Source organism: Myroides fluvii (assembly GCF_009792295.1).
GTDB classification, from domain to species: Bacteria; Bacteroidota; Bacteroidia; order Flavobacteriales; family Flavobacteriaceae; genus Flavobacterium; species Flavobacterium fluvii_A.
The window spans coordinates 1,412,126-1,424,561 of the sequence record NZ_CP039934.1 but is presented as its reverse complement, the minus strand read 5'-3'; the positions used below and the strand labels follow the sequence as shown (position 1 = coordinate 1,424,561).

The 12,436-nt window shown below is 36.2% G+C and carries 10 protein-coding genes; 6 read left to right on the top strand and 4 right to left on the bottom strand.

Annotation, left to right across the window (positions count from 1 at the left end):
* The first annotated feature begins 357 nt into the window (after positions 1–357).
* Genes FBR08_RS06475 through FBR08_RS06465 form a run of 3 tightly spaced genes read left to right on the top strand, consistent with a single transcriptional unit; the run spans position 358 to position 4,092 of the window.
* Positions 358–1,548, top strand: a complete 1,191-nt coding sequence (locus tag FBR08_RS06475; protein ID WP_158961977.1) for a phosphoglycerate kinase — start codon at positions 358–360, stop codon at positions 1,546–1,548.
* Positions 1,549–1,603: 55 nt separating this feature from the next.
* Positions 1,604–3,097, top strand: a complete 1,494-nt coding sequence (locus tag FBR08_RS06470) for a lytic transglycosylase domain-containing protein (protein WP_158961976.1) — start codon at positions 1,604–1,606, stop codon at positions 3,095–3,097.
* A gap of 50 nt (positions 3,098–3,147) precedes the next feature.
* Entirely contained in the window at positions 3,148–4,092 is a 945-nt protein-coding gene (locus tag FBR08_RS06465) for a DUF4837 family protein (RefSeq protein ID WP_233266270.1), read from the top strand.
* A gap of 103 nt (positions 4,093–4,195) precedes the next feature.
* Here FBR08_RS06465 and rnpA read toward each other — a convergent pair whose 3' ends face one another.
* The 4 genes from rnpA to FBR08_RS06445 all read right to left on the bottom strand — a co-directional run bounded on the left by rnpA (position 4,196) and on the right by FBR08_RS06445 (position 9,226).
* Entirely contained in the window at positions 4,196–4,609 is a 414-nt protein-coding gene (gene rnpA, locus FBR08_RS06460; protein WP_158961975.1) for a ribonuclease P protein component, read from the bottom strand.
* Positions 4,610–4,704: 95 nt separating this feature from the next.
* The gene (locus FBR08_RS06455; RefSeq protein ID WP_158961974.1) at positions 4,705–6,597 is read right to left on the bottom strand and encodes a M1 family metallopeptidase; all 1,893 of its coding nucleotides are present in this window, start codon (positions 6,595–6,597) and stop codon (positions 4,705–4,707) included.
* Positions 6,598–6,680: 83 nt separating this feature from the next.
* Positions 6,681–8,294 carry a S8 family peptidase gene (locus FBR08_RS06450; protein WP_158961973.1) on the bottom strand — a complete coding sequence of 538 codons (1,614 nt, stop codon included), beginning with the start codon at positions 8,292–8,294 and terminating at the stop codon, positions 6,681–6,683.
* A gap of 71 nt (positions 8,295–8,365) precedes the next feature.
* Positions 8,366–9,226 carry an MBL fold metallo-hydrolase gene (locus tag FBR08_RS06445; RefSeq protein WP_158961972.1) on the bottom strand — a complete coding sequence of 287 codons (861 nt, stop codon included), beginning with the start codon at positions 9,224–9,226 and terminating at the stop codon, positions 8,366–8,368.
* A 532-nt stretch (positions 9,227–9,758) separates the two neighbouring features.
* On the opposite strand from FBR08_RS06445, the gene FBR08_RS06440 reads away from it, so the two are divergent.
* From FBR08_RS06440 to sufC, 3 genes are all read left to right on the top strand, one after another.
* The gene (locus FBR08_RS06440; RefSeq protein ID WP_158961971.1) at positions 9,759–10,088 is read left to right on the top strand and encodes a HesB/IscA family protein; all 330 of its coding nucleotides are present in this window, start codon (positions 9,759–9,761) and stop codon (positions 10,086–10,088) included.
* An 87-nt stretch (positions 10,089–10,175) separates the two neighbouring features.
* Entirely contained in the window at positions 10,176–11,624 is a 1,449-nt protein-coding gene (sufB, locus tag FBR08_RS06435) for a Fe-S cluster assembly protein SufB (protein ID WP_158961970.1), read from the top strand.
* A gap of 58 nt (positions 11,625–11,682) precedes the next feature.
* Complete coding sequence (gene sufC / locus FBR08_RS06430) at positions 11,683–12,429, top strand: Fe-S cluster assembly ATPase SufC (protein ID WP_158961969.1); 747 nt, start codon at positions 11,683–11,685, stop codon at positions 12,427–12,429.
* The last annotated feature ends 7 nt before the right edge of the window (positions 12,430–12,436 follow it).

Here is a 12,436-nt window from a genome sequence, read left to right as displayed (position 1 = left end):
ATTCCGCTCTTTTTTAAAATGAAATAGGGGGAGAACTGTTGTTTGAAACATAATTTTAGTAGTGGAATGTTCGAATTGTCTACCGCTGTTAATTCCCCGTGAAATAGTTGAATTTCGGAATATGAAAAGGGATATTCGTACAGACTTATGAAAATAGATATAGAAAACAAGAATATTGAAGGTGTTTTTCTGGGACGTGAAAAAGTAGTAGTTACCCCTTAGTAGTCAAAGAAACAATTGCGAAATGCTATCTAAAAAAGATCTTTTAGCTATAGAATAATACAAAATAAACGCACTTTGGATTTTAAAAAGATTTATATTTGCGTTAATCAGAATTTATTTTAGAACAATACAAGTATGAAAACAATTGATAATGTGAATTTTAAAAATAAAAAAGTATTAATTCGCGTTGATTTTAATGTACCTTTAAACGATGCTTTTGAAGTAACGGACACCAATCGTATCGAAGCGGCAAAGCCAACCATCGAGAAGGTAACAAAAGACGGAGGAGTGGCGATATTAGTTTCTCACCTAGGGCGTCCAAAAGGAGAGAAAAACGATGCGTATTCGCTACGTCATATTGTAGCTAAAACGGAAGAAGTTTTAGGAACTAAGGTTACATTTGTTGAGGATTGTATTGGTGAATCAGTAAAAAGTGCTGTGGAACAAAGTCAACCTGGCGCTGTTATTTTGTTGGAAAACTTGCGTTTTTACGCGGAGGAAGAAAAAGGAGAAGAGTCTTTTGCTGCTGCTTTAGCTTCATTCGCTGATTTTTACATTAATGATGCTTTTGGTACGGCGCATCGCGCACATGCTTCTACTACAATTGTGGCTAAATTCTTTCCAAATGACAAGTGTTTTGGGTATTTATTGGCCAAAGAAATTGAGAGCATTGACAAGGTGTTGCATAGTGCTGAAAAACCGGTAACTGCTATTTTAGGTGGTTCAAAAGTTTCTTCTAAAATCACGATTATCGAAAATATCTTAGATAAAGTAGATCACATGATTATTGGAGGTGGGATGGCTTTTACTTTTATCAAAGCATTGGGTGGAAGTATTGGTAATTCAATTTGTGAAGATGATAAAATCGATTTAGCCAAACGCATTATGGAACAAGCTAAAGCGAAAAATGTAGAGATTCACTTGCCAATTGATATAGTTGCTGCAGATGCGTTTTCAGCAGAGGCTAATACACAAATTGTCAATGTAAATGCAATTCCAGCTGGATGGCAAGGACTAGATGTAGGTCCTGCAACATTGGCTAGTTTGAAAAAAGTAATTTTAGAGTCAAAAATTATTTTGTGGAATGGACCTTTAGGGGTATTTGAAATGGAAAAATTTGCTAATGGGACCATTGAATTAGGAAACTTCATTGCTGAAGCTACTAAAAATGGGACATTCTCTTTAGTAGGAGGGGGTGATTCTGTTGCAGCGGTTAAGCAATTTGGTTTAGCTCCAAAGATGAGTTATGTATCGACGGGTGGAGGAGCGATGTTAGAAATGTTAGAAGGACAAATATTGCCTGGTATCAAAGCAATACAAGAATAATATCTAAGGGTATAACTACGGGATGTAGTTGTACCCTTTTTCAAAACACAATATTATGAATTACAAAGGAGTAGCGTTATCCCTCTTTAGCCTATTATCTTTTACGTTAAGTGCACAAGAACAAACAGAAGGAATCGAAGTAAAAAGTAAAGAGTTAGATCCACAAGTGTATTTGGACTCTATTAAAGCGAGTTTTGTCAATCATTCTACTAGCGAACGCATCGAAAAGCTTTGGCTAGATGAATTGATTAATCAAGATTTGTTTGACGAGATGAGCGAAGACTTGACTAGTGATGAATTCTTGACCGAGGAAGATGGTGAATGGGATGGATTGACAACAGCGGTCTTGAAACAAAGATTAGCTTTGTTAAATGAAAAAACCCCCTTTAATGTGGAGTATAATGAATCTTTAGAGCGATTGATTAAGTCGTTTTTAAAGAAGAGAAAAAAGTCATTTGAACGTCTTTTAGGACTTTCAGAGTACTATTTTCCCATGTTTGAGGAACAATTGGCTAAAAATAACATTCCGTTAGAAGTGAAGTATTTAGCTATTGTTGAATCTGCGTTAAATCCAAAAGCAGTTTCTCATATGGGAGCTACAGGATTGTGGCAGTTTATGTATGCTACAGGTAAGCAGTATAATTTAGAGGTTTCCTCATTTAAAGATGATCGTATTGATCCACTAAAATCATCCGAGGCAGCCGCCAAATTTTTAGGTGATTTGTACAAAATATTTGGAGATTGGGATTTAGTATTAGCTTCTTACAATGCCGGCCCTGGTAATGTATCTAAAGCAATTCGCCGTTCTGATGGTTTGACGAATTATTGGAATATTCGACCAAATTTACCACGTGAAACCCAAAATTACCTTCCTGCCTTTTACGCTACCATGTATATTTTTGAATATGCAAAAGAGCACGGAATTAAAGCAAATGCCAATATTCCAATGAAATTGGTTCAAACCGATACTGTTGCAGTAAAGCGCATGATGAGTTTTGATCAAATCGCTAAAATGTTAGATGTTAGTCAAGAAGAATTAGCGTTTTTAAATCCAACCTATAAGTTAAAAGTAGTACCGTATTCGTCTAGTGAATTAAACTTTGTTCGTCTGCCTTTAGATAAAGCGGGATTGTTGGTTTCAAACGAAGAAAAAATTTACGCTTATGTGGATTTTGAAGAAGACCGAAAAGAAAAACCAAATTATGATATAGCTATTGCGCAAACTTCGGGAGTTCGCAACAAGTATCACACCATTAGAAAAGGTGAAAGCGTTGGCGTTATCGCTAAAAAATACGGTTTGTCTATCGTTGAATTAAAGCGTTTAAATAACATGAAAACCAATGTGATCTATCCAGGTAAAAAGCTCGTAGTTGGTAAATCTACAGTAGCACAAGCCTCTACCAATGGATATTACGTGGTTAAAAAAGGGGATTCCCTTTATTCAATCAGTAAAAACTTGCCGGGTGTAACGATTTCTAAGTTAAAAGCATTAAATAATATGAGTGAAAATGCTACGTTACAGCCTGGTATGAAATTGAGAATAAATTAAGTCATTCGTTGAAGTATACTGTATTTTATATTGTTTGTTTTGTTTTTTGTGTGAGCTGTAAGAACCCCATACAGAAAGATGATTCACGTACTCCATCACAAGGACAAATTAATCACATCTTGTTGGTGATGGATGACGATTTATGGCTGAGTAGTGTCGGAGATACTATTCGCAATTATTTAGCCGCTGGTATTGACGGTATTATTCCTGCTGAACCTCGATTTGATTTGGATCAACAATCACCTGGTATTTTTGCTAATACCATAAAAACAAGAAAGAATATTGTCTATGTAACCACGAATCAAAGTCCAAGGGGTTTTGAATTAGTTGTCGATAAATATGCACAACCTCAGAATTACTTTTTAATCGAAGCAGCGGATAATAAGAATATTATTGAGCTTTTTTTGAGAAATAAAGATTCAATTATCAATCGATTTCACCAACAAGAAATTGTGGATATTCAACATCGTATCAAAGAAGGACAATTGTATGAAACGGTTTATTTACACGATAAATACAATATAGATATTGATTTACCCGCTTCATATAAACGCGTCTTAGTAGATGATAATTTTGTTTGGTATAAAAAGGAAATAGCATCTGGAAATAGCAATATCTTAGTGTATAGTTTGCCCTTTAAATCTGTGAAACCGTTTAGTACACAAAGAGAATTTATCTTAGATATGGACTATTTAAGGGATTCGGTAGTAGGAAGGTTTATTCATTCTTCGGAGCCAGATACTTTTATGAATATGAGTGTTGATTTTGAGCCTTTTCACAAAGTAATTGATCTCAAAGGACATGAAATTACAGAAGTAAAGGGAACTTGGGATATGGAGAATAGCTTTATGGGAGGACCTTATTTGTCTTACATCGTCAAAAAAGACGGGTATTATTTAGTGCTTGAAGGATTTACGTATAATCCATCCATGAGTAAACGCAATGTAATGCTCGAGTTAGAAGCCATTATGGGAACATTAAAAGTATTTAAATAGAAAAAGCCGAGATTCGTCTCGGCTTTTTTGTATGTAAAATAAGGCGATTTTAAGCCTTGGATATAACAATTGAAGAGAGTGAACACGGTCAGTAGAAATGCCTTTAAATTGCCTGACTATCGCTTTCAGAAGGGGGTATTTGTTGTTGTTTGATAAATTTTTCAAACAACGCTTTCATTTTGTGCTCTACTTCTTGATAATTTAAACGATCCTTCGTTTGATAAAATAACATCATCGCAAACTTTTGATCTAGTTGTTCGACCAAGAGGTGTTTGTTTTTGCGGTAAGTTTCCCGAAGTAAACGCTTGTAATAATTGCGATCTACAGCCTTTTTAAAATGGCGTTTAGAAACGGATACGCCGGTTTGAAAAGGTGGAGCTTGTTCGTCGTTTATTTCAATATACACCAAGCGAAGCGGGTATTTACTAACAGATTTACCTGTTATAAATAATTCATCTATAAGCCTTTTGGCTTTTAGTTTTTCTTCTCTCGGATAAGTTTCGTCTTGTTTTGTCATAGGTGTTGCAAAGGTAGAAAAGGAAAACGATATCTATAAAATAAAAGTCCTAGAATATTTCTAGGACTTTTATTTATTTGATTTAAGCGAAGTGTTTAGTTATGATACACATTGTTTTCTTGATTGACATCAGCCATAAACTGACTCGGATCAATTAAAATGGTTTTAATCGCACTTTTGGGTTTATTGATGATGAATTTATATTCTGGTTGTGCCCAACCCCATCCTTCTAAAATAGTGCGTTCATATTCAACATATTGATTCGGTTTGTTCCATTGCATTGATGTATAAGGCACGTAGAATGTTTCCATGGAACCGTCTTGGTAGGTTACTAAAATATCTAAAGGCATTCCTGCGCGGCCCATGCGTTTTAGCGTAACCAAAGATTGATTTTTTTGAATTTCCTCAACAAACAATACGGCGTAGTCAATCGTATTATTCGTCATGGTCCAGTCCGTCATATACCAGTCTAAATTTGCACCTGTAACACGCTCCGCTGTACGTTTAAAGTCATTAGGCGTTGGATGTGTAAATTTATATTGACTATAGAATTCTTGAATGGTTTTCATCATATTGTCCCAACCAATAATATAAGCCAATTGCGTCAAGAAGATTGATCCACGGCTATAGGCTGATATGGAATACGCTCTATTGGTCAAATAGTGATCGGAGTGTGTTGTTAGGGGTTCCTGAATGTTACGTGCTACCATATTGTAGTAACTTTTATAAGTCGAAGCAAAAGGATTTTCGTCTTCTAAGTTTTCTTTTGGAAGAATTTGCAACATCGCTAAGTCTGAAATAAAAGTTGTAAAACCTTCATCCATCCATTCGTGTTTCGTTTCATTCGTAGCTAAGGCATGTTGAAACCAGCTATGGGCTAGTTCATGTGCTGTTACCCCTACTAAACTTGGGAAATTTCGTTCTCCAGTGATTAGGGTGCACATCGAATACTCCATACCACCATCACCGCCTTGAATTACCGAGTATTGTGAATACGGATATTCGCCTACATTGGTATTGAAGAATTCCATCAATTGTGCTGTAATCGGCTGTAATTTTTTCCAATTTTCTAGAATCGCTGGATTGTTTTTGTATAAAAAGTGCAATTTAACGCCATTTGGACCATCGTAAATGTCGTGGATGTAGTTTGGATCTGCCGCCCAAGTAAAATCCAATACATTTTCAGCTTTAAAGTGCCAAGTTAACGTTTTTCCTTTTGAAGCTGGAACAGTTACACCGGTATCTTGGTATCCATGTCCGATTTCATTGTTGTTTTGTAAAATCCCTGTACCTCCGACGATATAGTCTTTATCCAGGGTTATTTTTACCTCGTAATTGCTCCAAACACTGTGAAACTCTCTTCCTAAATATTGTTCAGTGTGCCAGCCTTCAAAGTCGTATTCTGCTAATTTCGGAAACCATTGTGCCATGGATAAAGCTACTCCTTCTTTGCTGTTGCGTCCGGCACGACGAATCATTTGCGGTACTTGGCCGTCAAAGGTCAAATCCAATACCGTAGTTTGATGGGGGGCTAGAGGTGAGTTTAACGTCACTTCTAATACGGTTCCGACTACTTTACCTTCAAGAGGTGAGCCATCTTGCGCTAGTTTTTTTACTTTCACAAAACCAATCTCATTGTCTTTGAGCTTATTGATTCTGCTTTCTGTTACTTTTCTCCCTCGAATTTCTTTGGTATCCACCATGCGCGGATCTGGATCTGGAATGCTCGTCAATAATGCATCCATATCGCTATTGGGTTGAAACGCATTGAAGTATAAGTGGTAAAAAACTTTGCGTAACGTATCAGGAGAGTTATTCGTATAAGCTACGGATTGAGTACCAGAATACGTGAATTTTTTAACGTCCATTTTGACATCCATGCTGTAATCTGCATGTTGTTGCCAATACCCAGGATTGGGGTTCTGTTGTGCGTTAGCCTGATGAACAAAAGGCAAACAAAAAAAGAAAGCTACAACTAATTTTTTCATATCTCAGTTTAAATTAAAACTCCACAACAAAGTATAGCTAAGTTGTGGAGTATGGGATCATTTTCTTTAAAAAATGGAAAAGATTATTTTTTTGCCTTAGCTAATTTTTCAGCTAAAAGTAAGGCATTGTATGCATTGACAAATTTTCCAGAAGTCGAAATAGAGTTGAAATTTCTCACTTCTCTTTTCTCACCAACAATTACGTTAATAGTTACAGCCACCCCTGAATCCATGATGATTTTTTTCACTTCAGCCGCTGTAAATTGTGGGTAGTAAGCTCTTACTAAAGCAGCAACCCCAGCAACGTTTGGCGATGCCATTGACGTTCCTTGTAAATATTCATAGGTATTGTTCGGTGTTGTTGCGTAAATTTTTACTCCAGGAGCAAAAACGTCTACGTCATAGTGTCCGTAGTTAGAGAATGTAGCCACCATATTTTCTCCGAATTTTGGATTTAAAGCACCAACAACTAAAAAGTTGCTTGCTACTTCTGGACCCATTTTAACGTTGTCATTTGGATAGCGTTCTACACCACCTTCGATGTTTAAATCCATAGCATCATTTCCTGCTGCTACAACGATTAAAACGTCTCTTGATTCAGCATATTGAATGGCATCGCGTACCCATTGGCTGTTTTCTTCAAAGTATTTTCCGAAACTACCATTGATTACTTTTGCACCATTGTCTGCAGCGTAGCGAATCGCTAATGCGATATCTTTATCGTACTCGTCTCCATCAGGAACGGCTCTTAAAGCCATGATTTCTGCAACTTCCGAAGCAACACCATCTCCACCTAAATCATTGTGTCTAGTTTGTGCAATAATTCCAGAAACGTGTGTTCCGTGTTTTGCCTCTTCGCGATCTGGACCAATTACGTCATTGTCTCCATATACGCGATCGTTGATATTGCTATGATCATCACCAACAAGTGCACGTCCGTTGTAATCTACGTTTAAGTGGTATTTCAACTTGCTGTCTCCGTAGTTTTTGTACGTTTCTAACCAAGAAAGCTCACGACCGTTGTTTAGGATATTTGAAATTACTTTGGTTGAATGTGCTATTTCTTCCGATACCTCTGATCCAATCGCATTCAAATCTTCGATTGTATAGTCTTTTTTACCTAAGAAAGTGGCTAATCTTTCGTTCGCGCGCATCAACATGTCCGCTCTAACTTGGATTTCTTTAGCTTCTTGAATTTCTTTGGCTAGTTCTTTTACCGCTCTTTTGTATTGTTCTGATCCATCATCTCCTCTTCTCACTACACGTACCATTTCTACATTTTCGTGTACTGATTTACCTAAGAAGTTCCATCCGTGGATATCGTCGATATAACCATTGTTATCATCGTCTATGTTGTTTCCAGCGATTTCCTTTGGATTGATCCAAACTTGATCTTTCAAATCATCGTGGTCAACTTCAATTCCCGAGTCAATTACTCCTACAACTACTTTCTTAGGAAGTGGTTTACCTTTTAAAAGTTCTTCATAAGCACGATCTACGGACATTCCAGGTACAGTATCTCGTAAGATGTCTAGGTGACTCCATCTTTTCAATTGTTCTTCTGGTAATGTAGTTGTTCTTGTAGGTAATTGATCTACATCTGAAATTGGCTTTTGAATGATAGCTTTTGAGCCTCCACAGCTAGCTAAAGCAAATGCTAGGGCTGCTGAAAGATAAATTGGTTTAATCAAACGCATTGTATTTGTTTTTATTTCGTTTAAGACCGATAAAAATAGTATTTAATTGATTGAAAACGTATAGCTTAACATTAAATTAAGATATCGGAGGCTTGATATATTTCATTTAGTCGCACTCCTTTTTCAGTATGTTGCACTGTAATTATTTCGTTATGAGCATCATGTTCTAAGAATAGAAGCCAATTTTCATCAGCAGCCATTTTTAAAAATTTTTCCTTTTCACTTAGTGTTAACAAAGGGCGAGTGTCATATCCCATGACATAAGGTAAGGGAATATGGCCTGCGGTTGGCAATAAATCGGCAGTAAAGGCTAGTTTGCGTCCCTTGTAATCCAAAATAGGAATCATCTGTTTATCGGTATGTCCATCTGCAAAGAAAATAGAAAATCCCAATTCCGTTTGCAGGAGTAGATCTGAATCTTGTCTTTCGATGAAGTGAAGGGCACCACTTTCTTGAATAGGGAGTATATTTTCGGGTAAGAAAGACGCTTTTTCTCTTGCATTGGGTTGTGTGGCCCAGTGCCAATGTTCTTCGTTAGACCAATAGCGCGCATTTTTAAAGGCATTGACATAACCTGTGCGATTGGCATTCCAATTTACCGCTCCACCCACATGGTCAAAATGCAAGTGCGTCAAAAATACATCGGTAATATCATCAGGATGAAAACCGTAGGTAGCTAATGATTTTTCAAGGGTGTGATCGCCCCAAAGTGAATAATAACCGAAAAATTTCTCCGATTGTTTGGTTCCCATTCCCGTGTCGATTAAAAGTAAGCGATTGCCTTCTTCAATGAGCAATAAACGCGCTCCTAAATCAATTTGATTGTTTGAATCTGCGGGATTGGTTTTACTCCAAATGGATTTGGGAACTACACCAAACATAGCGCCGCCATCTAATTTAAAATTGCCACTTTGTAGACTATATAACCTCATGTTGTATTCGTTTTTACTATGATACTTGCAAAGTAATAAATTTATATAAGAGATAATACTTTTTTGCAAAACTTCGCCTTGTTCAAACGGATTGACATTTTTGTTCCTTGACAAGGTCTGTTGGATTGAAGTGAAAGCAAGCGAGAAATCTTTGTATTTCCGTAACTCGTTCTAGGTTAACTCAAGCGGTGACAAATCATAAGAATTATTGAAGAAACGACTTTTCTTAGATTTGTTCAATCCTTTCTTTTATTTGTGTCTTGTGCAGTCAAAAAAATGATGCGAATTTTGTAACGAAAGCTTTTTAAATAGAAAAAGAATGTATTTGGAATATTAAACGGATTTTGATTCAGTAGTAAATTAGATAATCTACTGCGTAATAAGTAATTAAAAATGGTTTGGAACAATAGATTTTATCGATTTTAGTATTAAAACTTCTAATCGTTATAAATATGTTAGTTAGTGTTAGAAACCATTTTTTTATAATACCTTTGTACATCGGTATAGAATTAATCTATTTTAAGTAAAACGTATGATAAAAGTTTCAGATATAGCAAGAAAACGCGTAGCTCTTTTGATGGAGGATGAAGGTTTTGATTCTACAACAGATTACGTTCGCGTAGGGGTAGAAAGCGGAGGATGTTCCGGCTTATCGTACCAATTAAAATTTGACCACGACATTACAGAAAACGACAAAGTTTTTGAAGATAACGGGGTTAAAATTGCTGTTGATAAAAAAAGCTTTTTGTATTTAGTAGGAACAACTCTTGAGTATTCAGGAGGGTTAAACGGAAAAGGTTTCTATTTTAACAACCCGAACGCAAGTAGAACTTGCGGATGTGGAGAAAGTTTTTCTTTATAGTACACAAAGGGAAGAATTTATTCTTCCCTTTTAACAAAGTAAAGTCTAATGTAGAAGCAGGTAATAATTGCTTTTAAGTACCAAAATATGAGCAAGTATACAGAAGAAGATTTAAAAAAAGAATTAGAAGGTAAGGAATATGAGTATGGATTTTATACAGATATAGAATCAGAAACATTTCCTATTGGATTAAACGAAGACATTGTCAGAGCGATTTCTGCTAAAAAAGAAGAGCCTGAGTGGATGACTGAATGGAGACTGGAGTCGTTCCGTATATGGAAAGAAATGGTCGAACCAGAATGGGCCAATGTACAGTATGAAAAACCTGATTTCCAAGCTATTTCTTATTATTCTGCGCCGAAAAGCAAAGATAAATACAAGAGTTTGGATGAAGTAGATCCAGAATTGCTTGAAACATTCAATAAATTGGGTATTTCGATTGATGAGCAAAAACGCTTATCGGGTGTTGCCATCGATATTGTTATGGATTCTGTTTCTGTAGCAACAACATTTAAAGAAACCTTAGCTGAGAAAGGAATTATTTTTTGTTCTATTTCTGAAGCAATTAGAGAATATCCAGAGTTAGTAAAAAAATATTTAGGAACTGTAGTGCCGCAAACAGATAATTTCTATGCTGCATTGAATTCTGCTGTTTTTTCTGATGGATCATTCTGTTATATACCAAAAGGAGTGCGTTGTCCGATGGAGTTATCGACGTATTTCCGTATTAATCAAGCAGGAACAGGACAGTTTGAACGCACCTTAGTTGTAGCAGACGAAGGAAGTTATGTTTCGTATTTAGAAGGATGTACAGCACCTTCTCGTGATGAGAATCAATTGCACGCAGCTGTGGTGGAGTTAATCGCTTTAGACAACGCTGAAATTAAGTATTCAACGGTGCAAAACTGGTATCCTGGAAACAGTGAAGGAAAAGGGGGCGTTTTTAACTTTGTTACAAAACGCGGTATTTGCGAAACCAAAGCTAAAATTTCTTGGACTCAAGTTGAAACGGGATCTGCAGTTACTTGGAAATATCCGTCGTGTATTTTGAAAGGAGATTATTCTGTTGGAGAGTTTTATTCTGTTGCAGTGACGAATAATTATCAACAAGCGGATACAGGAACAAAAATGATTCACTTAGGCAAGAATACGAGATCAACGATTATCTCAAAAGGAATTTCTGCTGGTAAATCTCAAAATAGTTACCGTGGATTAGTGCAAGTTGGACCACGCGCAGAAAATGCAAGAAATTTTTCTCAATGTGATTCCTTGTTAATGGGGAATGAGTGTGGAGCACATACGTTCCCGTATATTGAGGCTAGAAATTCAACGGCTCAAATTGAACATGAGGCTACAACGAGTAAAATTGGAGAAGATCAAATTTTCTATTGTAATCAGAGAGGAATCTCAACAGAAAAAGCGATTGCTTTGATTGTTAATGGGTTCTCTAAAGAAGTTTTGAACAAATTACCGATGGAATTTGCTGTAGAGGCACAAAAATTATTAGAGATTTCATTAGAAGGAAGTGTGGGTTAATCCATGCACTTTTAACGGAGGCATTCTTTTCATTACAAATTTAAAATAACAACAGTTTATGTTACAGATAAAAAACCTACACGCAAGTGTTGAAAATAAAGAAATATTAAAAGGAATTAATTTAGAAGTAAAAGCAGGTGAAGTTCACGCAATTATGGGACCTAACGGTGCTGGTAAAAGTACACTGTCTTCTGTGATTGCTGGAAATGAGGCTTTTGAAGTAACGGAAGGTGAAATGTTATTGGATGGAGAAGAGTTAGGAGAATTAGCTCCTGAAGAAAGAGCACATAAAGGCGTGTTTTTATCTTTTCAATATCCAATAGAAATCCCTGGGGTTTCTGTAACAAATTTCATTAAAACGGCAATTAATGAGGCTAGAAAAGCAAAAGGAGAAGTAGAGATGCCAGCCAATGAAATGTTGAAGAAAATCAAAGAAAAATCAGAATTATTGGAAATCGATAGAAAATTCTTATCTCGTTCATTGAATGAAGGGTTTTCTGGAGGGGAGAAAAAGCGTAACGAGATTTTTCAAATGGCGATGCTAGAACCAAAATTAGCCATCTTAGATGAAACAGACTCTGGTTTGGATATTGATGCATTGCGCATTGTTGCTAATGGAGTAAATAAATTGAAGAGCGAAGACAATGCTGTAATTTTAATTACGCACTATCAACGTTTATTAGAATATATCGTGCCTGATTTTGTACACGTTTTATATGACGGAAAGATTGTAAAAACAGGAGGAAAAGAATTAGCCTTAGAATTAGAAGAGAAAGGATACGACTGGATTAAAGAATCGCTTTAATACAAGC

Excerpts from the sequence above, each read along its gene's own strand:
- FBR08_RS06445 (WP_158961972.1), bottom strand. The coding sequence starts at position 9,226 with ATGAGGTTATATAGTCTACAAAGTGGCAATTTTAAATTAGATGGCGGC.
- rnpA (WP_158961975.1), bottom strand. The coding sequence starts at position 4,609 with ATGACAAAACAAGACGAAACTTATCCGAGAGAAGAAAAACTAAAAGCC.
- FBR08_RS06475 (WP_158961977.1), top strand. The coding sequence starts at position 358 with ATGAAAACAATTGATAATGTGAATTTTAAAAATAAAAAAGTATTAATT.
- sufC (WP_158961969.1), top strand. The coding sequence starts at position 11,683 with ATGTTACAGATAAAAAACCTACACGCAAGTGTTGAAAATAAAGAAATA.
- FBR08_RS06450 (WP_158961973.1), bottom strand. The coding sequence starts at position 8,294 with ATGCGTTTGATTAAACCAATTTATCTTTCAGCAGCCCTAGCATTTGCT.
- sufB (WP_158961970.1), top strand. The coding sequence starts at position 10,176 with ATGAGCAAGTATACAGAAGAAGATTTAAAAAAAGAATTAGAAGGTAAG.
- FBR08_RS06470 (WP_158961976.1), top strand. The coding sequence starts at position 1,604 with ATGAATTACAAAGGAGTAGCGTTATCCCTCTTTAGCCTATTATCTTTT.
- FBR08_RS06440 (WP_158961971.1), top strand. The coding sequence starts at position 9,759 with ATGATAAAAGTTTCAGATATAGCAAGAAAACGCGTAGCTCTTTTGATG.
- FBR08_RS06455 (WP_158961974.1), bottom strand. The coding sequence starts at position 6,597 with ATGAAAAAATTAGTTGTAGCTTTCTTTTTTTGTTTGCCTTTTGTTCAT.